The organism is Streptomyces sp. NBC_01077 (assembly GCF_045162855.1).
GTDB lineage: Bacteria > Actinomycetota > Actinomycetes > Streptomycetales > Streptomycetaceae > Streptomyces.
Genome location: NZ_CP108669.1, coordinates 6,879,410 through 6,902,956 on the forward strand (window position 1 = coordinate 6,879,410; position 23,547 = coordinate 6,902,956).

General features: G+C 73.3%; 15 protein-coding genes. 7 read left to right on the top strand and 8 right to left on the bottom strand.

Features of this window, described 5'->3' with window-relative positions:
• Positions 1-92: 92 nt before the first annotated feature.
• From infB to OG462_RS31315, 6 genes are all read left to right on the top strand, one after another.
• Positions 93-3,209 carry a translation initiation factor IF-2 gene (infB, locus tag OG462_RS31290; protein ID WP_406062711.1) on the top strand — a complete coding sequence of 1,039 codons (3,117 nt, stop codon included), beginning with the start codon at positions 93-95 and terminating at the stop codon, positions 3,207-3,209.
• A 148-nt stretch (positions 3,210-3,357) separates the two neighbouring features.
• Entirely contained in the window at positions 3,358-3,651 is a 294-nt protein-coding gene (locus OG462_RS31295) for a DUF503 domain-containing protein (RefSeq protein ID WP_406062713.1), read from the top strand.
• A gap of 31 nt (positions 3,652-3,682) precedes the next feature.
• A complete protein-coding gene (gene rbfA, locus OG462_RS31300) occupies positions 3,683-4,123 on the top strand; it encodes a 30S ribosome-binding factor RbfA (protein ID WP_406062715.1) in 441 nt (146 codons plus the stop codon).
• Positions 4,120-5,019, top strand: a complete 900-nt coding sequence (truB, locus tag OG462_RS31305) for a tRNA pseudouridine(55) synthase TruB (protein WP_406062717.1) — start codon at positions 4,120-4,122, stop codon at positions 5,017-5,019. The genes rbfA and truB overlap by 4 nt, the downstream gene beginning before the upstream one ends.
• 200 nt (positions 5,020-5,219) lie before the next feature.
• Positions 5,220-8,825 (top strand): trypsin-like peptidase domain-containing protein, encoded by a 3,606-nt coding sequence (locus OG462_RS31310; protein WP_406062719.1) that lies wholly within the window; start codon positions 5,220-5,222, stop codon positions 8,823-8,825.
• Positions 8,826-8,856: 31 nt separating this feature from the next.
• Entirely contained in the window at positions 8,857-9,825 is a 969-nt protein-coding gene (locus OG462_RS31315) for a bifunctional riboflavin kinase/FAD synthetase (RefSeq protein ID WP_406062721.1), read from the top strand.
• A 55-nt stretch (positions 9,826-9,880) separates the two neighbouring features.
• On the opposite strand, the gene OG462_RS31320 is transcribed toward OG462_RS31315, so the two are convergent.
• From OG462_RS31320 to eccE, 8 genes are all read right to left on the bottom strand, one after another.
• Positions 9,881-10,900, bottom strand: coding sequence for an ABC transporter ATP-binding protein (locus OG462_RS31320; RefSeq protein WP_406062723.1), 1,020 nt, complete (start codon positions 10,898-10,900; stop codon positions 9,881-9,883).
• The gene (locus tag OG462_RS31325; protein WP_406062725.1) at positions 10,897-11,871 is read right to left on the bottom strand and encodes an ABC transporter ATP-binding protein; all 975 of its coding nucleotides are present in this window, start codon (positions 11,869-11,871) and stop codon (positions 10,897-10,899) included. Before OG462_RS31325 ends, OG462_RS31320 begins: the two co-directional genes overlap by 4 nt.
• Positions 11,868-12,806: an ABC transporter permease gene (locus OG462_RS31330; protein WP_406062727.1), complete on the bottom strand. Its 939-nt coding sequence runs from the start codon at positions 12,804-12,806 to the stop codon at positions 11,868-11,870. The genes OG462_RS31325 and OG462_RS31330 overlap by 4 nt, the downstream gene beginning before the upstream one ends.
• Entirely contained in the window at positions 12,803-13,864 is a 1,062-nt protein-coding gene (locus tag OG462_RS31335; RefSeq protein ID WP_406062729.1) for an ABC transporter permease, read from the bottom strand. The genes OG462_RS31330 and OG462_RS31335 overlap by 4 nt, the downstream gene beginning before the upstream one ends.
• A gap of 3 nt (positions 13,865-13,867) precedes the next feature.
• Positions 13,868-15,706, bottom strand: a complete 1,839-nt coding sequence (locus tag OG462_RS31340; RefSeq protein WP_406066802.1) for an ABC transporter substrate-binding protein — start codon at positions 15,704-15,706, stop codon at positions 13,868-13,870.
• 192 nt (positions 15,707-15,898) lie between these two features.
• Positions 15,899-19,321, bottom strand: a complete 3,423-nt coding sequence (locus tag OG462_RS31345) for an SCO5717 family growth-regulating ATPase (protein WP_406062730.1) — start codon at positions 19,319-19,321, stop codon at positions 15,899-15,901.
• 217 nt (positions 19,322-19,538) lie between these two features.
• The gene (locus OG462_RS31350) at positions 19,539-20,348 is read right to left on the bottom strand and encodes a hypothetical protein (RefSeq protein ID WP_406062732.1); all 810 of its coding nucleotides are present in this window, start codon (positions 20,346-20,348) and stop codon (positions 19,539-19,541) included.
• Entirely contained in the window at positions 20,348-21,649 is a 1,302-nt protein-coding gene (gene eccE / locus OG462_RS31355; RefSeq protein WP_406062734.1) for a type VII secretion protein EccE, read from the bottom strand. Before eccE ends, OG462_RS31350 begins: the two co-directional genes overlap by 1 nt.
• Positions 21,650-21,839: 190 nt before the next feature.
• Between eccE and eccB the strand changes: the two genes are divergently transcribed.
• Positions 21,840-23,396, top strand: coding sequence for a type VII secretion protein EccB (gene eccB, locus OG462_RS31360; RefSeq protein WP_406062736.1), 1,557 nt, complete (start codon positions 21,840-21,842; stop codon positions 23,394-23,396).
• The last annotated feature ends 151 nt before the right edge of the window (positions 23,397-23,547 follow it).

The following is a 23,547-nucleotide window of genomic DNA, read 5'->3' on the forward strand; positions in this document are numbered from 1 at the left end:
TCGAGATTGCGATGAGCACTCGATGAGTACGCGATGAGTACGCCCATGAAGTAGCGACGGTCCGGCGGTAACCCGGACCTCAAAGGAGCGAAGTGGCTAAGGTCCGGGTATACGAACTCGCCAAGGAGTTCGGTGTGGAGAGCAAGGTCGTCATGGCCAAGCTCCAAGAACTCGGTGAATTCGTCCGTTCGGCGTCCTCGACTATCGAGGCGCCGGTCGTGCGCAAGTTGACTGACGCTTTGCAGGGTCCCGGCGGCAACGCCGGCAAGACCGCTGCCAAGCCCGGCGCGCCTCGCAAGGCCGCCCCCTCCAAGCCCGCGGCGCCGTCTCCGGCCGCCGCGGCACGTCCCGCTGCCCCCAAGCCCGGCGCCCCGGCTCCCAAGCCGGCCCCCGCCGCGCCTGCGGCGCCGGCTCCGGTCACTCCGGCCGAGCCCGCCGCGAGCAGCACCCCCTCTCCGGCTCCGGCCGCCTCGGGCCCCCGCCCGGGCCCGAAGCCCGCGCCCAAGCCGGTCACCCCGGCTCCGGCCGCCCCCGAGTTCACCGCGCCCCCGGCGGCTCCCGCCGCCACTCAGCGCCCCGGTGGCGCCGAGCGTGGTCCCCGTCCGACCGGCGAGCGCCCCGAGCGTCCCGCCCGTCCGGGTCAGGGCGCACCGCGTCCGCAGGGCCAGGGTGCCCCGCGTCCGCAGGGCCAGGGCGCTCCCCGTCCGGGCGGTGCCCGTCCGGCCGGTCCGCGTCCGGGCAACAACCCGTTCACCTCGGGTGGCTCCACCGGCATGGCGCGTCCGCAGACGCCCCGTCCCGGTGGCGGTGCTCCCCGTCCCGGTGGCCCCGGTGCCGCTCCGGGCGCCCCGCGTCCGCAGGGTGGCCCCGGCGGCGCTCCGCGTCCGCAGGGTCAGGGCGGCGCGCGTCCCACCCCCGGTGGCATGCCTCGTCCGCAGGCTCCCCGTCCGGGCGGCGCGCCCGGCGGTAACCGTCCGAACCCGGGCATGATGCCGCAGCGTCCCGCTGCCGGCCCGCGTCCCGGTCCTGGCGGCGGTGGCCGTGGTCCCGGTGGCCCCGGCGGCCGTCCGGGTGGTCCCGGCGGTGGCGGCGGCGGTCGTCCCGGCTTCGCCGGTCGTCCGGCCGGTCCCGGCGGTGGCGGCGGCGGCTTCGCCGGTCGTCCCGGTGGTCCCGGTGGCGGCGGCGGCGGTCGTCCGGGTGGTCCCGGCGGCGGTGGCGGCGGCTTCGGCGGTCGTCCCGGTGGCTTCGGTGGCCGTCCCGGCGGTCCCGGTGGCCGTGGTGGCACGCAGGGCGCCTTCGGTCGTCCCGGCGGTCCCGCGCGTCGCGGTCGCAAGTCGAAGCGTCAGAGGCGCCAGGAGTACGAGGCCATGCAGGCCCCGTCCGTGGGCGGCGTGATGCTGCCTCGCGGCCACGGCGAGACCATTCGCCTGTCGCGCGGTGCCTCCCTCACCGACTTCGCCGAGAAGATCGGCGCCAACCCGGCGTCGCTCGTCGCGGTGATGATGAACCTCGGTGAGATGGTCACGGCCACGCAGTCCGTCTCCGACGACACGCTGTCGATGCTCGGCGACGAGATGAACTACACCGTTCAGATCGTCTCGCCGGAGGAGGAGGACCGCGAGCTCCTCGAGTCCTTCGACATCGAGTTCGGCGAGGACGAGGGCGGCGAAGAGGCTCTGGTCTCCCGTCCGCCGGTCGTCACCGTCATGGGTCACGTCGACCACGGTAAGACCCGACTCCTCGACGCGATCCGCAAGACGAACGTCGTCGCGGGCGAGGCCGGTGGCATCACCCAGCACATCGGTGCCTACCAGGTGGGTACCGAGGTCAACGGCGAAGAGCGTCGCATCACCTTCATCGACACCCCGGGTCACGAGGCGTTCACCGCCATGCGTGCCCGTGGTGCGAAGTCGACCGACATCGCGATCCTCGTGGTCGCGGCCAACGACGGCGTCATGCCGCAGACGATCGAGGCGCTCAACCACGCCAAGGCCGCCGGCGTCCCGATCGTCGTCGCGGTCAACAAGATCGACGTCGAGGGTGCGGACCCGACCAAGGTCCGCGGTCAGCTGACCGAGTTCGGTCTGGTGGCCGAGGAGTACGGCGGCGACACGATGTTCGTCGACATCTCCGCCAAGCAGGGTCTGCACATCGACTCCCTGCTGGAGGCCGTCGTCCTCACCGCCGACGCCTCGCTCGACCTGCGGGCCAACCCGAACCAGGACGCGCAGGGTATTGCGATCGAGTCCCACCTCGACCGCGGTCGCGGTGCCGTCTCGACCGTCCTGGTCCAGCGCGGAACGCTGCGCATCGGCGACACCGTGGTGGTCGGCGACGCGTACGGCCGTGTCCGGGCGATGCTCGACGACAAGGGCAACAACGTCGAGGAGGCGACCCCGTCGACTCCCGTCCTGGTCCTGGGTCTCACCAACGTCCCGGGTGCCGGCGACAACCTCCTGGTTGTCGACGAGGACCGTACGGCCCGTCAGATCGCCGAGAAGCGCGCTGCGCGTGAGCGCAACGCCGCCTTCGCCAAGCGCGTCCGCCGGGTGTCCCTCGAGGACCTCGACAAGGTGCTCAAGGCCGGTCTCGTCCAGGAACTCAACCTCATCATCAAGGGCGACGCGTCCGGTGCGGTCGAGGCCCTCGAGGCTTCGCTGCTCCAGCTCGACGTCGGCGAAGAGGTCGACATCCGTGTCCTGCACCGCGGTGTGGGTGCGGTCACCGAGTCGGACATCGACCTGGCCATGGGCTCCGACGCCATCGTCATCGGCTACAACGTCCGTGCGGCCGGCCGTGCCGCGCAGATGGCGGAGCGCGAGGGCGTCGACGTCCGGTACTACTCGGTCATCTACCAGGCGATCGAGGAGATCGAGGCGGCGCTCAAGGGCCTCCTCAAGCCGGAGTACGAAGAGGTCGAGCTCGGTACGGCGGAGATCCGCGAGGTCTTCCGCTCGTCCAAGCTGGGCAACATCGCGGGTGTCCTCATCCGCTCCGGCGAGGTCAAGCGCAACACCAAGGCGCGCCTCGTCCGCGACGGCAAGGTCATCGCCGAGGACCTCACGATCCACGGTCTGCGCCGCTTCAAGGACGACGTCACCGAGATCCGCGAAGGCTTCGAGGGCGGTATCAACCTCGGAAACTTCAACGACATCAAGATCGACGACGTCATCGCGACGTACGAGATGCGCGAGAAGCCGCGCGCCTGATCGCGTCCGATCGCAGCAGTGAGCCGGGGCCGGTCGGCGGAAAGTATTCCGTCGATCGGCCCCGGCCGTTGCGTGTACGGTTTCGGGTGTTCCCGCCGAGTGGTCGGCGGGCACACCGAACCCGAACCGGCGGGACATCCGGACATACATGTACGTGGGGACACTGTCCTTCGATCTGCTCCTCGGCGACGTTCGTTCGTTGAAGGAGAAACGCTCCGTCGTCAAGCCGATCGTCGCCGAGCTCCAGCGGAAATTCGCGGTGAGCGTGGCGGAGGTCAGCGGCCAGAACCTCCATCGGCGGGTCGAGATCGGGGTCGCGATGGTGTCGGGGGACTCGGGACACCTCAGCGACGTACTGGACCGGTGCGAGCGGCTCGTCGCCGCTCGTCCCGAGGTGGAGCTGCTGTCGGTGCGCCGCAGGCTCCACACTGATGAAGACTGATGTTGAGCAAGGCAAAGAAGGAGAAGGACCAGTGGCCGACAACGCGCGGGCGAAGAAGCTGGCAGACCTCATCCGGGAGGTGGTCGCCGAGAAGCTGCAGCGCGGCATCAAGGACCCCCGCCTGGGCACGCACGTGACCATCACGGACACCCGCGTCACCGGCGACCTGCGGGAGGCCACGGTCTTCTACACGGTCTACGGCGACGACGAGGACCGGGCGAGCGCCGCCGCCGGCCTGGAGAGCGCCAAGGGCATCCTCCGTTCGGCCGTGGGCCGCGCGGCCGGGACCAAGTTCACCCCGACGCTGGCCTTCGTGGCCGACGCCCTCCCGGAGAACGCCAAGACCATCGAGGACCTCCTCAACCGGGCGCGTGCCTCGGACGAGCAGGTGCGGGAGGCGTCCTCGGGCGCCACCTTCGCCGGCGAGGCCGACCCTTACAAGAAGCCGGGCGAGGACGAAGCCGCCGAATGAGCAACGCAGCAAAGACGCCCGACGGCCTTGTCATCGTCGACAAGCCGTCGGGCTTCACCTCGCACGACGTCGTGGCCAAGATGCGGGGGATCGCGAAGACCCGCCGGGTCGGCCACGCCGGCACGCTCGACCCCATGGCCACGGGCGTCCTCGTCCTCGGCGTGGAGCGGGCGACCAAGCTCCTCGGTCACCTCGCGCTGACCGAGAAGGAGTACCTGGGCACCATCCGCCTGGGCCAGACGACGATCACCGACGACGCCGAGGGCGAGATCACGGCCTCCGTCGACGCCTCCAAGGTGACCCGTGAGGGCATCGACGCGGGCGTCGCCGAGCTGACCGGCGCCATCATGCAGGTGCCGTCGAAGGTCTCCGCGATCAAGATCGACGGCAAGCGGTCGTACGCGCGCGTGCGCGGCGGCGAGGAGTTCGAGATCCCGGCCCGCCCGGTCACCGTCTCCTCCTTCCAGGTGTACGACGTCCGTGAGGCGACCGCAGAGGACGGCACCCCCGTCGTCGACCTGGTCGTCTCCGTCGTCTGCTCCTCCGGTACGTACATCCGGGCGCTCGCCCGGGACCTCGGTGCCGGCCTCGGCGTGGGCGGGCACCTGACCGCGCTGCGTCGTACCCGGGTCGGCCCGTACAAGCTGGACTCGGCGAAGACGCTCGACCAGCTCCAGGAGGACCTCACGGTCATGCCGGTCGCCGACGCGGCCTCGGCGGCGTTCCCCCGGTGGGACGTCGACGAGAAGCGGGCCAAGCTGCTGCTCAACGGCGTCCGCCTGGAGATGCCGGAGTACCCGGCGGGTCCGGTCGCGGTCTTCGGTCCCGAGGGGACGCTGCTCGCCCTCGTGGAGGACCAGCGGGGCAAGGCCAAGAGCTTGGCCGTCTTCGCCTGATCCGGACGGTTCACGACTGACAGTGGGGCGGGCACGCGCGCGTGCCCGCCCCACTTGTTTCCCCCCTGTGAGAGCCTGTCCGGCGGAACGCCGAAGAATCACCCGATCAGGGAGGCGCTCGGAGTGAACGGGGGAGTGCCAGGGGGCGCGTTTCCCTTCCTGGTTCTCCGCGTGATCACCGGCGACCTACCGTCGACTCCATGGGACGCGGGGACCTGGCGACGCTGGTGCGGATCTGCGATCTGGCGGGCCGGCCGCGCGGCACCGGATTCCTCGCCGACCACCACGGAACGGTCGTCACCAGTCACGAAGCCGTCGACGGGCTCAGCCGTGTCGTCCTGCACGCCCCCGGCGACCGGACCTGGCTCGCCGAGGCGGAGGCCGTCACCCCGCTGCCGGAGAGCGGCCTCGCACTCGTACGGACCGAAGGCCTCGGCGTACGGCCGCTGCCGCTGGCGACGCGAACCGAGATCGAACCCGGCACGTACGTACGGATCGCCGCCCACGGCTGGCGCGAGGCGCGCGTGCTCGGCCCCGCCGCCGTCACGTACACCGCCACCGACCGCTTCCACGCCCTCGCCGACGCCCTCGAACTCGCCATCGGCACCGAGGGCGCCGAGGCCCTCCGCCTCGGCGGACAGGCCGCCGGCGGCCCCGTCCTCGACACCGCCACCGGCACCGTCCTCGCCGTCCTCGGCACCGCCCTGCACGGCGACCGCCAAGCCGCCGGATACGCGGTGCAACTGCGGCCCGAAGGCCCCCTCACCGCCCTCTTCCGGCGCAACGCGGCCACCGTCCCCGCCTACGGACCCGACCTCAACCTCGCCGGAATCCTGGAACTCACCGCCACCTCCACCGAACCCGTACGGGAACCCGACCCCTGGCCCGAGCCCGTCGAACGACCCGAGTGCGTCCGCGAGTTCGCCCGGTTCGCGGCGGGCGAGGCGCCGGTCCTCGCCCTCGTCGGCGCCCCCGGCACCGGCCGTACCACCGCCCTCGCCGCCCTCTGCGCCCGCCGCGCCAGGGGCGTCGCACCCGCCCCCACCGTCCGGCTGCGCGGCGCCGACCTGCGCGCCGAGGACCCGTCGCTCGCCGACGCCGTCGGCCGCGCGCTCCAGCAGGCCGGCCGGATCGTCGCGGCCTCCGGGGCGCTCGGCGACACCACCACCGCCACCCCCGAACGGGCCGCCGCCCTCGCCCACGAGGCGGGCCGCCCGCTCCTCGTCGTCCTCGACGGCCCCGAGGAGATGCCACCGCTCCTCGCCCACCGGCTCGCCGACTGGACGACGGCCACCGAGGACTGGCTCCGCGCCCACCACGTCCACCTCGTCACCGCCTGCCGACCCGAGCACTGGGAACGGGCCGGCGCCCTCTACCGCCCCGGCACGCTGCACCGGCCGGCGACGGGCCCGGGGGACGGTGTGCCCGCCGGACTGCCCGCCGCCCTCGTCCTCGGGCCGTACTCCGCGACGGAGGCACAGGCCGTACGCCAGGGGTACGGGCTCGGGGAGAGGGACCTCGCCGACGCCGACGCCCGCCACCCGCTGGCCCTGCGCCTGCTCGCCGAGGTACGGGCCGCACTGCCGGCCGACGTCCCCGGGAGGCCGGGACGCGAGGAGATCTTCACCGCGTATCTGGACCTGATGTGCCTGCGGATCGCCGTCCGGATCGCCGCGGGCTCCCGGCCGCTGCCCCGGGGGACCGCCGTACGCCGCCTCGCCGCGCGCGTGACCGGCCAGGTCCACGAGGCGGCCCGCCGCTGCCTCGGCCCGGGGCACGGCGTCCTCGACCGGGCCTCCTTCGAGGAGCTCTTCCCCTGGCGGGAGGGCTGGGCCCCGGCGGTCCTCACCGAAGGGCTGCTGGTCCCGGCGGGTTCCGGCTACCGCTTCGCCCACGAGGAGCTGGCGGACTGGGTGCAGGCGGCCCACCTGGACCTGGACGGGGCCCTGCAGGCGCTCCTCGCTCCGGCGCTCGGTTCCCTTCCGGCCGGCCCCTTCGGCTCACTCGCCCCTCCTGAAGGCGCTGCCGCACCCGTCGGCCCCGCCGCACCCGCCGCACCCGTCGGCCCCGCCGCACCCGCCGCACCCGCCGGCCCCGACGCGCCGTCCGGCATCCCCCGGCAGCGGACCCCCGACGAAGCACCCCCGCCCGTCCCGCGCCACCGCATCGGCCCGGTGCTCCAGGCGCTCCTGCTGCTCCACCGGGAACGCGGCCCGGCCGCCCTCGCGCCGCGTCTCGCGGCGCTCGCCGAGGCCCTCGGCGGCTACGCCGACGAGGAGGGCGGCACCTGCGGCGACGGGCCCTGGTGGGCCGCCCGGCTGTTCGGGGAGAGCGTGCGGCGGCTGCCGGACCCCCGGCCGTACCTGCCCGTCCTGCGGCTGCTCGCCGACCGGATCGGGGCACGCGCCGAGCGGCACGCCGTGTTCGCCGCGTTCGGGCCCGAGTTCTGGCTGGGGCTTCCGCTCGGGGAGGACGAGCGGATCGACCTGCTGCGGCGGCTCGTCCCCGCCGACCCGCCGCCCGGCGAGGCCCCCGGCGACGGCGACGGCGACGAGCCGTCCCTCGCCGCCGTCGCCGGGATGCTCGCCGCCGATCCCCGGGGTGTGCAGCCGCTGCTCTGCCGATGGTTCGGCGACGACCGCGCCCTCCCCGCAGCCCCGCACGCGAGCGTCGCCACCGCCGCCCAGGCCCTCCTGCACACCCATCGGGCGCTCGCCGTCGACGATCTGTGCGAGGCCCTCGTCGCCACCGCCCACCCGCTCGCCGACGGCCTCCTCGCCGCCCTCGCCGAGGACGAGCCCTCCGCCCTCTGCCGGGCCGTCGACCGCTGGGCCCACGACGACGGGCGCCCGGAGCGGCGCGTCGCCGCCGCCACGTACGGGCAGCTGGTCGCCGGACACGCCACCGGCTCCGCCGACCGGGAACTCCTCCGCTACGCCGCCCTCGCCCTGCTCGCCCGCCCCGGCGACCAGGCCCTCCACGGTGCCGCCCTCGGCCTGCTGATCCGCGACCCGCACACCCGCGCCCGCCACCTGCCCCGCGCCCTGGCCGAGCCCCGGGTGCCCGCGAGCGCCCTCGCCGAGGCCCTGGCGGCCGACCCCGGGCCGGTCCTCGCCGCCTTCGGGGCCCGGCTGCACGGCACGGGCGAGGTTCCGGCCGCCGCCCTGCGGGCGCTCGCCGAGGTCGACACGCCCGCGCTCGCCCGCCGGGTGACCTCCCTCGTCCGCGCGTACATCGCCCGGCACCCCGAGGGCGCCGGGCACGTGGCCGTCTTCGTCGACCGGCGGTTCGAGGACGGACCCGCCGCCAGGGCCGTCCTCTTCCCGCTCGTCTCGGGCCTGATCCGGGGCCGTCCGGCGCAGGTCCGCCGCGCCCTCGCCCCCGTCCTCGCCGCCCCCGGCACCGGCGCCTCCCGCCATCTGCGGGCCGAGCTCCTCGACGTACTCCTGGAACACGAGCGGTACGAGGCCGAGACGGGGGAGTTCACCGTCCTGGACGCCCTCCTGACGGCCGCCGCGGAGGGTGCCGAGCGGCGCAGCGAGCCGGGCACCCGGGCGCTCACGCACCGGGCCGGCGCCCTGTGGGCCCGTACCCCCGAAGGCGCGAGACTGCTCGACCCGGCCCTCGCGGGACTCGTCCGGGCCCGGCCCGCCTTCGCCGGGCTGCTCGCCCGCTGGACGGTCGCCGACCCCGCCGAATGGGCGCCGCTGCTCGGTCCGGAGACCCTCCGGGCGCTACGGAGTCACGGCACTTCCATGCCGATGCGAACCGACGGGCGTGGGCATGGCAGTCTTAGACCTGCGTAATCGGCGAACAGGCGGACGAGGAGCGGTCACAGTGCAGCGCTGGCGTGGCTTGGAGGACATCCCCCAGGACTGGGGGCGCAGCGTCGTCACCATCGGCTCCTACGACGGTGTGCACCGCGGGCACCAGCTGATCATCGGGCGGGCGGTGGACCGCGCCCGCGAGCTCGGCGTCCCCTCGGTCGTCGTCACGTTCGACCCGCACCCCTCCGAGGTCGTACGGCCCGGCAGCCATCCGCCGCTGCTCGCCCCGCACCACCGGCGTGCCGAGCTGATGGCCGGCCTCGGTGTGGACGCGGTGCTCGTGCTGCCGTTCACGTCCGAGTTCTCCCAGCTGTCCCCGGCCGACTTCATCGTCAAGGTGCTCGTCGACAAGCTGCACGCGAAGGCCGTCATCGAGGGCCCCAACTTCCGCTTCGGACACCGGGCCGCCGGAAACGTCGCCTTCCTGTCCGAGCTCGGCGCCACCTACGACTACGAGGTCGAGGTCATCGACCTGTACGTCAGCGGCTCGGCGGGCGGCGGCGATCCCTTCTCCTCCACCCTCACCCGCCGGCTCGTCGCCGAGGGCGACATGGCCGGGGCCGGCGAGATCCTCGGCCGCCCGCACCGCGTCGAGGGCATCGTGGTCCGCGGCGCGCAGCGCGGCCGCGAGCTCGGCTTCCCGACGGCCAACGTCGAGACCCTCCCGCACACCGCCATCCCCGCCGACGGCGTCTACGCCGGCTGGCTGACGGCCGACGGGGAGCGGATGCCGGCGGCCATCTCCGTCGGCACGAACCCGCAGTTCGACGGCACCGAACGGACCGTCGAGGCGTACGCGATCGACCGCGAGGGCCTCGATCTGTACGGGCTGCACGTGGCCGTGGACTTCCTGGAGTACGTCCGCGGGATGCTCAAGTTCGACACCCTGGACGACCTGCTCGAAGCGATGGCCGGCGACGTGAAGCGCTGCCGGGAGCTGACGGAGGCGTACGACCGGGAGAACCCCCCGGCCGCCTGAGCCGCCGCGCCGCTCTCCGGAGTCTCCGGACAGCGGCGCAGCAGCGTCGACAGCATCACCCGCCCCCTCGGACCACCGACTCCCGCGCCGCCCAGTGGCAGGCCACGGCCTGTTCCCCGCCGCCCAGGATCGGCAGGCTCTCGCCGCGGCAGCGGTCCGCGACCGCCGCCGCCTCGCCCGAGGCGAGGACCTGGCAGCGGGCGTGGAAGCGGCAGCCGGACGGGATGCGGGACGGGTCCGGCGGCTCACCGGTCAGCACCACCGGAGCGCCCCCGGACTCCGGAAGCACCGACAACAACGCCTGTGTGTACGGATGTTGAGGACGGGTCAGAACAGACTCCACCGTTCCGGTCTCGACGACCCGGCCCAGGTACATCACCGCCACCCGGTCCGCGATGTTCCATGCGAGTCCCAGGTCGTGCGTCACCACCAGGGCCGAGAGGCCGAGTTCGTCCCGCAGACGCAGCAGCAGGGCCAGGATCTCGCCCCGTACGGACGCGTCGAGGGAGGCCACCGGCTCGTCGGCGACGATGAGTTCGGGCTCCAGGACGAGCGCGCCGGCGATGACCACGCGCTGCCGCTGCCCGCCGGACAGTTCGTGCGGATAGCGCAGGAAGAAGCGCTCCGGGGGGCGAAGCCCGGCCCGTGCGAGGGCCCCGGCGACCGCCGCGCGCTCGTCGCCCGCGTATCCGTGGATCCGCAGCCCCTCCGCCACCGCGTCGTACACGGTGTGCCGGGGGTTCAGTGAACCGCTCGGGTCCTGGAGGACCAGCTGGGCCCGCTTCCGGTAGGCCTTGAGGGCCCCGGAGGAGTACGCGAGCGGCCTCCCGTCGAAGGCGACCGTCCCCGAGGTGGGCCGTACCAGGCCGAGGAGCGAGCGGGCCAGGGTCGTCTTCCCGCAGCCCGACTCCCCGACGAGGGCCACGATCTCGCCCGCGCCGATGTCCAGGTCCACCCCGTCGACCGCCCGTGCGGGCGGCGCGCCCCGCCGCCCGGGGAAGGTGACGTGCAGCCCGCGCGCCGACAGCAGTGATCCCGCGGCCGTCTCCGTGCGCACGGCCGTCTCCGTACTCATGACGCGCTCCCCACATGGACGCAGGCGGCCCGGTGTCCCGCGCCCGCGTCCCGTAGCTCCAGGTCGAGTTCCGTACAGGCGTCCACCGCCACCGGGCAGCGCGGATGGAAGGTGCAGCCGCCGGGCAGGTCCGCCGGGTCCGGCGGGTCGCCCGGCAGTCCGCGCGGCGCCCGCCGGGACGCCAGGTCCCCGACGCGCGGGAACGCCGAGGACAGCGCACGGCCGTAGGGGTGCTGCGCGGCCTCGTACACCGCCCGCGCCGGCCCCTCCTCGACGACCCGGCCCGCGTACATCACGGCGAGCCGGTCGCAGGTGTCGGCGAGGACCGCGAGGTCGTGGCTGATCATCAGGAGGCTGATGGACTGCTCGGCGACGAGTCGCTCGATCAGCCGCAGGATCTGCGCCTGGATCATCACGTCGAGCGCGGTCGTCGGCTCGTCCGCGACGATCAGCCTCGGATCGCAGGCCAGCGCCATCGCGATCATCACGCGCTGCCGCTGCCCGCCGGACAGCTCGTGCGGATAGGCGGCCGCGCGGGAGGCGGGCAGACCGACGTGTTCGAGCAGCTCACCGGCCCTCTTGCGGGCCGCCGCCGGGGTCGCCCGGCCGTGCACGAGCAGCGGTTCGGCGATCTGGTCCCCGATCCGGTGCACGGCGTTGAGCGAGTGCATCGCGCCCTGGAAGACGATCGACGCCCCCGCCCACCGCACGGCCCGGAGCCGGCCCCACTTCATGGCGAGGACGTCGTCGCCGTCGAGCAGGATCTGTCCCTCGACCCGTGCCGAGGCGGGCAGCAGGCGCAGCAGCGCGAGGGCGAGCGTGGACTTGCCGCAGCCGGACTCGCCCGCCACACCCAGCTTGCTGCCCGGCTCCAGGGTCAGGTCGACCCCGCGTACGGCGGGCACGGCGGCCGCGCCCGACCCGTACGTGACCCTCAGGTCCCGTACCTCCAGGAGGCTCTGTGCATTCATCGACTCACCCCCAGCTTCGGATTGAGTACGGACTCGACGGCCCGGCCGCACAGGGTGAACGCCAGCGCGACGAGGGCGATGGCGATGCCGGGCGGGGCCAGGTACCACCAGTGGCCGGAGGAGACCGCGCCGGCCTCGCGCGCGTCCTGGAGCATCCCGCCCCAGGAGACCACCGTGGGATCGCCGAGTCCGAGGAAGGCGAGGGTCGCCTCGGTGAGGATGGCGGTCGAGATGCCGAGCGTGGTCTGCGCGAGCACCAGTGGCATCACGTTCGGCAGTACGTGCTTGCTCATGACGTGCCCGTGGCCGCCGCCGAGCGCGGTCGCCCGCTCGATGTACGGGCGGGACTCGACGGCGATCGTCTGGGCGCGCACCAGGCGGGCGGTGGTCGGCCAGGAGGTCACCCCGATGGCCAGGACCACCGTCCACATCGACCGGGACATGACGGTGGCGAGCACGATCGCGAGGACCAGGGCCGGCATCACCAGGAACCAGTCGGTGATCCGCATGACCACCGTCGAGAGCCAGCCGCCGTAGTGCCCGGCGATGATCCCCACCAGGGTGCCGATGGCCACCGAGAGGGCCGCCGCGAGCAGCCCGACGAGCAGCGAGATCCGCGCCCCCCAGATCAGCAGACCGAGCAGCGAGCGCCCGAACTGGTCGGTGCCCAACGGGAATTCGGTGCTCGGCGGCTCCAGGGCGGTACCCGGGGCCGTCGTCACCGACTGCACGTCGGCGCCGACGAGCAGCGGGGCGGTGAGCGCGAGCAGGGCGATGAGAGCGAGCCCGGCGAGGCCGTAGAGGCCTGCGCGGTGGGTGCGGTACGCCCTCCAGAAGCGGGCCACCGTGTTCCGGCGGCGTTCCCATCGCAGGGAGGCCGCCGACGACGGCGCCGGCTCGGTGGAGGTCGAGGGCGCCGGTTTGGTCGAGGTCATCGGCCCACCCTGGGATCGAGCAGCGGATACAGCAGGTCGGCGATCAGGTTCATCAGGATCATCGCTCCGGCGAAGACCACGAACAGGCCCTGGACGAGCGGCAGATCGGGCACGCTCAGGGCCTGGTAGAACAGCCCGCCGAGCCCCGGCCAGGAGAACACCGTCTCCACCAGGATCGACCCGGCCGCCACATGGCCCAGGTTGATGAAGAACATGGTCACGGTCGGCAGGAGCGCGTTCGGCACGGCGTGCCGGCGCCGCACGTCGTCGTCGCGCAGCCCCTTCGCGCGCGCCGTCGTCAGATAGTCGCCGCCCATCTCGTCGAGGAGCGAGGAGCGCATCACGAGCAGGGTCTGCGCGTACCCGACGGCCACGAGCGTGACCACCGGAAGGACGAGGTGGTGGGCGACGTCGAGGACGTACGCGAAGCCGGTCTCGCCCGTGCCCGACTCCATGCCGCCGGTCGGGAAGAGTCCTGGGATCGGGCCCATGCCGACCGAGAACACGATGATGAGCAGCAGGCCGAGCCAGAAGGAGGGCACCGACCACAGGGTCAGCGCGATCCCGGTGTTCAGCTTGTCGCCGAGACCGCCGTGGCGCCAGGCCGAGCGGGTGCCGAGCCAGAGCCCGAGCGCCGAGTAGATCACCACGGCGACGCCGGTGAGCAGCAGGGTCGCGGGCAGCTTCTCCGCGATCAGGTCCCCGACCGGGGCGCGGAACTGGAACGAGGTGCCGAGGTCGCCGCTCAGCGCCTTCGCGCAGTAGTCGGTGAACTGCTGCCAGAGCGGCAGATCGAGCCCGAACTGGCGCCGTAGTGTCGCGAGCTGCTCGGCGGAGGTCGGCACGCCGTGCGTCATCGCCTTCACCGGGTCACCGGGGATGATCCGGAACAGGAAGAAGCTGGTGACGAGGACGGCGAGGAGCGAGACGAGCGCGCCGCCCAGCTTGCCCGCCGCGTGGCGGAGATAGCCGAGGGAGGAACCTGTGCGGGGTGCGCCGTCCGTGGCGCGGGCCTCTTGGGCCCGCGCCACGTCGGCGGGGGTGCTTGCTGTCGTCACGGACTACTCGCGGTCGTCGGCGGTGGAGCGGCGACGGAGACCGAGGAAGACGCCGAGGCCGACCACGACGACCACGGCCGCGCCGATCCCGACGATCACGCCGGTGGACGAGCCGCCCCCGTCCGAGTCCCCGGAGACGGAGGCCGCGGGCGCGGCCGACCACCAGCTCCAGTAGCCGTCCTGGCCCCACAGGTTGCCGGCGGCCTCGGGCATGGTCGTGATGGACTTGATCTGGTCCGTGCGGTACGCCTCGAGGGCGTTCGGGTAGGCCATGATGTTCATGTACCCCGTGTCGTACAGCAGGGACTGCATCTGCTTCACCAGATCCGCCCGCTTGGCGGCGTCGTACTCCACCGCCTGCTGCGCGTAGAGGCCGTCGAACTCCTGGTCGCAGATGAAGTTGTCGGTGGCCCCGGAGTCCTTCGGTGTCGCGGGGAGCGTGCCGCAGGTGTGGATCGACAGGACGTAGTCCGGGTCGGGGTTGACCGACCAGCCGTCGAACGCGAGGTCGTAGTCACCCTTGACCCACGGGTCGGAGACGCTGTCCAGGCAGTCGACCTTCAGGCCGATGCCCAGCTTGCCCCACCACTCCTGGAGGTACTTGCCGACCGCCTTGTCGTTCGGGTCGGTGGCATGACAGAGGATCCGGAAGTCCAGCGGCTTGCCGTCCTTGCCGACCCGCTTGCCGTCGCCGTTCTTCCGGTACCCGGCCGCGTCGAGGATCTTCTCCGCCGCGACGGGGTCGTACGACCGCTTCTGCTCGCCCTCGGGCTTCCAGAAGTACGAGCCGAAGCGGGGCGGGATGTAGCCCTCGCCCTCGACCGCGTGGCCCTGGAAGACCTTGTCGACGAGGGTGGTGCGGTCGACCGCCAGGAAGAGCGCCTTGCGCACCTCCGGGTCGAGCAGCGCCTTGTGGCCGTTGCCGAAGGTCTTGCCGTCCTGGGCCTTGGCGCCCGGGTTGGTGGCGATGGCGTAGAAGCGGCGGCCGGGGGCGTCGTTGACCTTGATGTTCTTCTGGGTCTTGAGTGCGGCGGCCTGGGCGGGCGTCAGGTTCGGTACGAAGGACACCTCGCCCTTCTGGAGGGCGGCGACGGCCGCGTCCCCGTCCTTGTAGTACTTGAACACCAGCTCGTCGAACTTCGGTGCGCCCCGCCAGAACGTCTTGTTCGGCTTGAGCTTGATGTACTGGTCGACCTTGAAGTCCGTGATGACGAACGGGCCGTTGCCCACGATGGGGAACTGCTTGTCGTTGTTGAACTTCGAGAAGTCGCCGACCTTCTCCCAGACGTGCTTCGGCACGATCGGCACGTCGAGCGCGGTCATCGTCGCCTGCGGCTTCTTCAGCCGGATGACGAGCGTCTTCGGGTCGGGCGCGGTGACCTGGGCGAAGTTGGCCGTGAAGCTGCCGTTGGCGGTGGCGGCGTTCGGATCGGTCATCATCTTGTTGAAGGTCCAGGCCGCGTCCTCGGCGGTGGCCTGCTTCCCGTCGGACCAGGTCGAGTCCCCGCGGATCGTGTACGTCCACGTCAGCTTGTCCGCCGACGGGGTCCACGCGGTCGCCAGGCCCGGGATCGTGCGGGCGTCCTTCGCGTCGTAGTTGGTGAGGTACTCGTACGCCAGCCGGTGGATGCTGGTCGAGGTGAGCTTCTGGGCGAGGAACGGACTCAGCGAGTCGATGCTCTGCGAGACGGCGACGGTGAGCGTGTTCCCCGCGGACTTGTCGTCCTCCGCGGCGGCGGTACCGGGGACGGCCACGAGCGAGACGGCGGTGACACCGGAGGCGAGCAGCAGACGGAGCGCTCTGTGGGCGGGGGTGGGACGGGGTGGAGCCTTCGTGACCATGACCATGGGACGTGACCTCGCGTCGGGGGATCTGTCGTGGATCTTGGGCTGACGGTGAGTGAAGCGAAGGTTTATCAGCGGGGGTCTGCCGTCGTCAACGATCCCTCAAACCCCTTGTGGACTGCGGGAATGCCAAGAGGCCCCGTACCGGGGAACCGGTACGGGGCCTCATTGGTCTACTCCTGTGACGCCTTACTGCTGAGGGGCTGGCGGAGCCTGCGGAGGCTGCTGCCGGGGCCAGTTCGGCGGCGGGACCTGCCCCTGTCCCTGGTCATGGCCCTGACCCTGTCCCTGCGGCTGTCCCTGACCGTGATCCTGCGGACCGGCCTGCGGAGGCAGCGGCTGACCGGGCTGCGGCTGCTGCCAGCCCTGGGGCATGCCGGGCTGGCCGGGAGGCGCGCCGAACGGCTGTCCGGGCGCGGGCTGTGCTCCGTACGGCTGACCCGGCGCGGGCTGACCGGGCGTCGGCTGCCCCGGCATGGGCTGCTGACCGTGCGCCTGCTGACCGGGCAGCGGCTGGGCCCCGTACGGCTGTCCGGGCGCGGGCTGCGCGCCGTACGGCTGCCCGGGCGCCGGCTGCTGTCCGTAGGGCTGCTGCGGGTACGGCTGTCCGGGGGCGGGCTGTCCGGGCATCGGTTGCCCGGGCTGGGCCCCGTAGGGCTGCCCCGGCGCCGGCTGACCGGGCGCGAACTGCCCCGGCATCGGCTGGCCGGGCATGGGCTGACCGGGCGTCTGGTGGCCCGGCATCGGCGGAGCCATGTGCGGGGGCAGCGCGCCCTGGCCGTCACCGGTCCACAGGCCCTGTACCTGCTGCGCCCGTACGAAGTCCTCGGCCACCATCGCCGAGAGGTGGAAGTACGCCTCCCGGGTCTTCGGCCGCATCATGTCGAGGTCCACCTCGGCACCGGCCGACAGGTGCTCGTCGAAGGGCACGACCACGACACCGCGGCAACGGGTCTGGAAGTGCTGCACGATGTCCTCGACCTTGATCATCTTGCCGGTCTCGCGGACCCCGGAGATGACCGTGATGGAGCGCTGCACCAGGTCCGCGTAGCCGTGCGCGGAGAGCCAGTCCAGCGTCGTCGACGCGCTGGACGCGCCGTCCACGGAGGGCGTGGAGATGATGATCAGCTGATCGGCGAGGTCGAGCACCCCGCGCATGGCGCTGTACAGCAGACCCGTACCCGAGTCGGTGAGGATGATCGGGTACTGCTTGCCCAGGACGTCGATCGCCCGCCGGTAGTCCTCGTCGTTGAACGTCGTCGAGACGGCCGGGTCCACGTCGTTGGCGAGGATCTCCAGACCCGACGGCGCCTGCGAGGTGAACCGGCGGATGTCCATGTACGAGTGGAGGTACGGGATCGCCTGCACCAGGTCACGGATGGTCGCCCCGGTCTCGCGCCGCACACGGCGGCCCAGGGTGCCCGCGTCCGGGTTGGCGTCGATCGCCAGGATCTTGTCCTGCCGCTCGGTCGCCAGGGTCGCGCCGAGCGCGGTCGTCGTCGTGGTCTTGCCGACACCGCCCTTGAGCGAGATGACCGCGATCCGGTAGCAGGAGAGGACGGGCGTCCGGATCAGCTCCAGCTTGCGCTGCCGCTCCGCCTCCTCCTTCTTCCCGCCGAGCTTGAAACGGGCGGCGGCGCCGCCGGGCGCCCGGCTGGACTTGGGCTTCTGCTTGTTGTTCCGCAGGAGGCGGTCCGAGGACAGCTCGACGGCCGCGTTGTACCCGAGCGGGGCGCCCGGCACGGACCGCTCCCGCTGATCGTGCGTCACGGGCGAGGGCCAGGCGGCCCCGGTCCGCGGGTCGACGGGCTGCCCGTCCTGCGGCGGCTGGGGGGCCGCGGCCTGCGGGGGCACGGCGGCGGGGTGCGGGTAGCCGTACCCGCCCTGCGCCTGCGGCGGCACGCCACCGGGGACCCCGGGCTGCTGCGGGTAGCCGTAACCGGACTCCTGCGGAGGCGACCCGGGATGCGGGAAGCCGTAGCCGCCCTGGGGCGCGGGGGCAGGGGGCTGGGGCTGCGGGGCCTGGGGAGGCTGCGGCGCCTGCGGGTAGCCGTAAGCACCGGACGTATGGGGCTGGGGTTGGGGCTGGTCGTACGGCGCCTGCTGGGCCTGCGGAGCGTGCGGGTAGCCGTAGGCGCCGGGGGCCTGGGGCTGCGGCTGGGCCTGCGGCGGTACGGGACCGGGCGCGGCGGGAGCCGTGGGCGCCGGCCAGGCTGCGGCGGGCGGCAACGGTGCGGCCTGGGGCTGCGGCTGGGCGCCCGGGGCCGGCTGCGCGGGCCACTGCTGGGCGGGCCCGGGAGCGGCCGGCTGGAACGACGGCGGCAGCGGCGGCAACCCGGCGCCTGCCTGCGGCCCGCCGGCCGGGAAGGGCTGCCCGGGCACGGGCGCGGGAGCGGCGCCGGGGAACGGGCCGGGAGCCGCATCGGGGCCGAAGCCCTGCGGTGCGGCGTCGGCCGGCGGGTAGGGGGCGGGAGCCGTCGGCTCCGTGAGGGCCTCGGGAGCGGCCGGGAGGGCGTCCGGGCGCACGGAGTCGCCTGAGGCGTCCGCCGGCACGACGTCGGTGACCGGCTCGGAGTCCGCCTCGACGTCGCCCGCGTGCGTGGTCGCCACGACATCGGCCGACTGGTCGGTCGTGGCCGCGTCGTGAGGTTCCGGTGCCTCGGCTGACAGGGCGCCTTCCGCGCCGGACTCCGGCTCGTGGGCCGCTTCGACCTCGGCCGGTACGTCGGCGTCCGCACCCTCGGCGGGGTGGGCGGCGCTGTCGTCGGCGGTTGCGGTCGCGGTCGGTTCGTCGGTGGCGGTGGTGGTGGCGGTGGCGTCCGGTGTGGGGGACCCGACCTGGTCCTGGCCCGTGTCCGTCGCGTCCGAGGCGCCCTCATCGGGCGTCGTGGTGGCGGAGGTGGAGGCGGTGGCGGGGGTGGCCTCCGCCGTGCGCTCCGCGATCTCGCGCTGGAGCGCGGCGGGGGAGAAGCGCATGGTCGCGCCGCTCTCGACGTCCCCGCCCCCGAAGGGCGTCGCGGGCGCGGACACCTCGGGCGCGCGCGCGGGAGTCGGCACCGAAGCGCCCGGCAGCGGGGCGGGCGGCGGGAAGGCACCCGGCGCCGAGGCATCGGCCGCGGCGACCGGACCCCCGGCGACCGGAGGCGTAGCAAGGGGAGGCGTCACAGCGGGCGGCGCGACAGCCGGAGGCACGGCCACGGGAGGCATTCCCACGGGAGGCACCCCCACCGGAGGCATTCCCACGGGAGGCACCCCCACCGGAGGCGCACCGTGCCCGGCACCCGCAGGCGTACCCACCGAGGGTCCACCCACGCCCGGGGTACCCACCTCGGGCGTACCCGGCAGGGGCACGCCCGTCGGCGGAGTCCCCGCGTTCCAGCTCGGCTCGAAGCCGCTGCCCGCCGGGAGGCCCGGTACGGGGACCGGCGCTCCGCTCGGTGGCGGGGGAGTGGCACCGCCGGCCCCCGCACCGCCCGACGCGTTCTGCGTGTACCAGGCCGGCGGGGTGTAGTCGATGGTGAACTCACCCGTCATCTCGGCGGGATCCGCGTCGGACTGATCGTCGGCGGGCGGACTCCAACCCCCGTGGATCTCGTCGCGATCGCCGTTCACTTTGCCTCCTGGTGTGGTCGAGCACCCTTGTGCCGTTGTGGGCGGGGCTCTTCCACCCTAATCGGCGCGGGCAACCCCCGGGCAGGCCCGACGGCCCCTCCGCGCCTGTCCCCGTGACCCGGTCCGGTCGCCAAGTGACCCGGCCGCGCCGCAGAGTGAGAACCCCGACCGTTCAAAACGATGCAAAAACGGACGTACTTGAACGACTTCGTGCCGTTCAGTCCATCCTGCGCGCGGCGCCCAACAATCCGGTCTCGGCGTCGGTCCCCTGCGTCATGACGAACTGGCGGTCGCTCGGCGTACACCAGAGCGTCACTCCGTCCGCGAGCGTGGACAGCGCCTCGTACTCGTGGCGCGGCAGGCTCATGATGCGGCCGATCTGCGTGGCCTCGTCGGGCGACACCCGCTGGACGCCGACCAGGGAGGACTTCTCCAGGAGCCGGGGCGCGACCGGGCTCAGATAGGGCAGCAGCGTCACCACCGACTGCCAGGGCGCCGACACGACCCGGCCGCGTGGCGGCCGCATGCCGCAGTCGCGGACCACGACCACCGGACTGCCCGCGGACGCGCCCTGCGGCGGCACGCGCCCCACGTCGTGCAGCGAGATGCACGGCTGTCCGCCGCCGGCGGCCTGGGCGAGCGCCGTCCAGGCCTGCGCGCGGCCGGTCTCGACCGCCACCCGGGCACCCGTCGCGGCGGCCCGGAGGGCCAGCACCTGCGCCGTCCAGAGGCCGCCGATGAGCGTGATGTCGTACGGGACGGGCCGGTTGATGCCGAGCACGGCGGGCCGGTTCTCGGCGTCGACGCCGATCACCACGCCGTCGTCGCCGACCGGCAGGGCCAGTGCTTCGAGTTGGTCGAGGGGGACGGAGTGCCGGTCGCGGCGCGGCCCGACGAGCCCGAAGCCGAACCGGGGCTTCGTGGCCCGGCCCGCACCCCGGGAACCCGTACCCCGGGAGGCGGCCCTGCCCGAGCCGCCGGAGCCGGCCGGCGTACCGAAGGAGGAAGAGGAAGCGGCATGGGACATCAGCGCGCACCTCCCAGCGGAAGCGTCGCGAGGATGCCGGGCACCTGTTCACGGTCGAGTCGCACGAGTCCCGTCCTCACCCCGCGCGCCGCGCGCTCCAGTTCGTGTCGCGCGGCGACCAGTTCCTCGTCGCTGCGCCCGGTGATCCGTACGTGTCCGGTCACCGTCACCTCCTGCCGGTCCCCGCCGCTCAGCGTCAGGCTGAACGTCGTCGCGAGCGCGGGCAGCGAGGTCAGCAGGGCCACCAGCTGCGGCATCGAGGCCCCCGAACCGCCCTGGCCGCCCAGCTGGGGCCAGCGCCCCACCCAGTACGTCGTGTGCCGCCGGTCGTCCACCCGCCAGGTCCGCGCGGTCTCCTGGGTCCGCCGGCCCTGCGTCTGCCCCCGGCCCGCCTGCGCTATCGCCATCGGGCTGGCGCAGGTCGAGGTGGCGAGCGCCGAGACGAGTTCCTGCTCCGTCAGCACGCTCGCCGAGAACCCTGCGCCCGCGAGCCGGCTCGCCAGCTGGTCCGCCGCCCGCACCACGCACTTCTGCGCGCCCGCCATGCCGCCGCCACGCGCGGCGACCGCCTCCGGGCAGAGTTCGGGGTCGAGCTTGAGGGCGATCCAGGTGATCCGTACGGCGGGCGAACCCGTCTGGGCCTGGAGCGGTCCGTAGTTGCGCGCGGCCATCGACTGCGCGGGCAGGTGCGGCGCGGGCGCCGGCTGCGTGTGCTGCACGATCTGCGCCGACTCCAGGCGGATGCCGTCCACGCTCAGGACGTCCCGGACGATCCCCACGGGCAGCGGGCGCGCCGCCCGGTCCGGGCGCAGCGCCGTGCCGTCCGACTCGACCCGCAGGACCGCGGTCAGGAAGGTGCCGTCGCCGACCATGCCGACCGGTCGCCGGTCACGGTCGCTGTACGCGTAGGTCCGCAGCGCCGGGTCGCACTCCACGACCGGCGCGAGCCCCGGCTCCGTGCCCTCCGGCACCGTGAACGAGGACGCCCGGCGGGAACGGGCCCGCAGCGCGAGGAACGTACCGAGCCACTCGGGCAGCGAGCGGCGGTGCCGGCGGACGACCGCCAGCAGGACGAGCACGACGGCGACCACGCCCGCGGGCACCAGCAGCATCCGGTCGATGACATAGGCGACGACGAGCAGAGCCGCCGCCACCTCGATCAGTACGAGCTGTTGCAACTGGAACGAACCGAAGTGTCCCGGGCGCGCCTGGAGCCTCGGTGAGACCGAGGAAACAGGTCCCGTGGACGGGGGTGCGGAGGCGGTGGCCGCGGCGGGCCGCGTCCGCGTCGCGGAAACCATGATGGAGAATCCCCCTCAATTCATCCCGATCACCCTGGCCCGCCAGGGCTTTGGCGGCCGGATCACCCTACCCGCCCCACGAACACCACGGGACAGCAGGCATAGTAGGGGGCCGGTCCGTCGGCCGGGGCCCGGGTGTCACCTCCCCCGGCTCCCGCGCGAAGATCGCGCCTGACGAGAATGGGGACTCATGGCATCGCGCCGGGACGAGCTCAACGCGTACACCTTTGCGAAGAAGCGCACGGTGGCGGCATTCCTCCAACCCTCGCCCTCCGGCACGGAGGAGGGGGCACCTAAGCCGCTGCGCGCGCTCCTCCCCGGGCTGATCGTCGCCGCGCTCGTGGTGGCCGGCTTCGGCGCCTGGGGCATGTTCAAGCCGCAGGCCCCCAAGGGCTGGGACACCCCCGGCACCCGGGTCATCGTCGGCAAGCAGTCGACGACCCGGTACGTGGTCCTGGAGACCGGCAAGGGCAAGGACGCGAAGACCCTGCTCCACCCCGTGCTCAACCTCGCCTCCGCGCGGCTCCTCCTCGACCCCGACCAGTTCCAGGTCGTGCAGGTCGCCGACGAGACGCTCGACAAGGGCAAGGGCACGCCGCCGCGCGGTCCGATCCTCGGCATCCCGTACGCCCCCGACCGGCTGCCCAGCGCGGACGAGGCGGGCAAGCCCAAGCGCTGGGCGGTCTGCGAACAGCCCGGCGGGGGCAGGGGCGCCAGCGTCCAGAAGGCGACCTTCCTCTTCGCCGAGCGGGACGTGCCCCTCACCGAGGACGGCAACCGGCTCAAGGACGGGGACATCCTGTACGTCAAGGGCCAGACGGGAGCCGCCCAGTTCCTCGTCGACCACACCGGCACCAAGTACCCGTTGAAGGCCGACTCCACCGGACTGCTCACCGCGCTCGTCGGCCTCAACAAGGAGCCGCAGGCGGTCACCGACGACTGGCTCGCCACCCTGAAGACCGGCGACGCGATCGACTTCCCGCGCATCGAGAGCGGCGAGGTCGGCCGCACCACCGAGATCCCCGGCGCCACCCTGACCGAGACCGAGAGCCGGATCGGCAACATCCTCCTCGCCGAGACCGGCACCGGGCCCCAGCACTACGTCGTGCTCCCCGGCAAGGTGCAGCCGGTCACGCCGTTCACCGCCTGGCTGCTCATCAACGCCCCGCAGACCCGCCCCCTCGACATGGACGGCAAGCCCACCACCGTCGACGCCTCCTCCTTCGTCCCCGACCCCACCGTCTTCCGCGGCCGGGTGAACTGGCCGAAGAAGAGGAGCGACCAGGTCAACGGCGCCACCGGCGCGGGCGCCCGCGACACCGTCTGCAGCGTCCTCACCCGCGTCGGCGAGAAGGGCGAGACGACCCTCGCCACCTGGGCCGGCCCCAAGTACCCCGCCGACATCACCGCGGGCGGCACCAGCACGTACGTCACCCCCGGCACCGGCCTGCTCTACACCCAGATCCAGGGCAAGCAGAAGACGCCCGACGGCTCGCTGTTCCTCGTCACCGACACGGGCCTCCGCTACGCGGTCCAGGCCAACGGCGACAGCGACTCCGCGCGTTCCGACATCGGCACCGGGGCCAAGGAGAAGCCGACCGACGGACGCCCGGAACCCAGCGACGCCCAGAAGCGTCTCGGGTACGAGAAGGTCGTGCCGGCCCTCGTCCCGATGGAATGGTCCGAGTTCCTGTCGAAGGGGCCCCGGCTCGACACCAACAGCGCGCGTCAGCCGCAGGGTTCCTAGGGGGTGGCACCGGTGACGACGACGTACCGCACGACGTCACGTACGACATCCCGTACGGCGGCCCTGCTCGCCGCGGGCACCCTCACCGCGCTCCTCGCGGCCCAGGGCGCGGCCTCGGCCGCCCCGGAGCACCGTGCCGGCCCCGGCCCCG

Bases quoted from the DNA above. Each gene is read 5' to 3' on its own strand.
- OG462_RS31340 (WP_406066802.1), bottom strand. From the start codon at position 15,706: ATGGTCACGAAGGCTCCACCCCGTCCCACCCCCGCCCACAGAGCGCTC.
- OG462_RS31310 (WP_406062719.1), top strand. From the start codon at position 5,220: ATGGGACGCGGGGACCTGGCGACGCTGGTGCGGATCTGCGATCTGGCG.
- truB (WP_406062717.1), top strand. From the start codon at position 4,120: ATGAGCAACGCAGCAAAGACGCCCGACGGCCTTGTCATCGTCGACAAG.
- OG462_RS31325 (WP_406062725.1), bottom strand. From the start codon at position 11,871: ATGAATGCACAGAGCCTCCTGGAGGTACGGGACCTGAGGGTCACGTAC.
- OG462_RS31350 (WP_406062732.1), bottom strand. From the start codon at position 20,348: ATGTCCCATGCCGCTTCCTCTTCCTCCTTCGGTACGCCGGCCGGCTCC.
- OG462_RS31320 (WP_406062723.1), bottom strand. From the start codon at position 10,900: ATGAGTACGGAGACGGCCGTGCGCACGGAGACGGCCGCGGGATCACTG.
- eccB (WP_406062736.1), top strand. From the start codon at position 21,840: ATGGCATCGCGCCGGGACGAGCTCAACGCGTACACCTTTGCGAAGAAG.
- eccE (WP_406062734.1), bottom strand. From the start codon at position 21,649: ATGGTTTCCGCGACGCGGACGCGGCCCGCCGCGGCCACCGCCTCCGCA.
- OG462_RS31330 (WP_406062727.1), bottom strand. From the start codon at position 12,806: ATGACCTCGACCAAACCGGCGCCCTCGACCTCCACCGAGCCGGCGCCG.
- OG462_RS31295 (WP_406062713.1), top strand. From the start codon at position 3,358: ATGTACGTGGGGACACTGTCCTTCGATCTGCTCCTCGGCGACGTTCGT.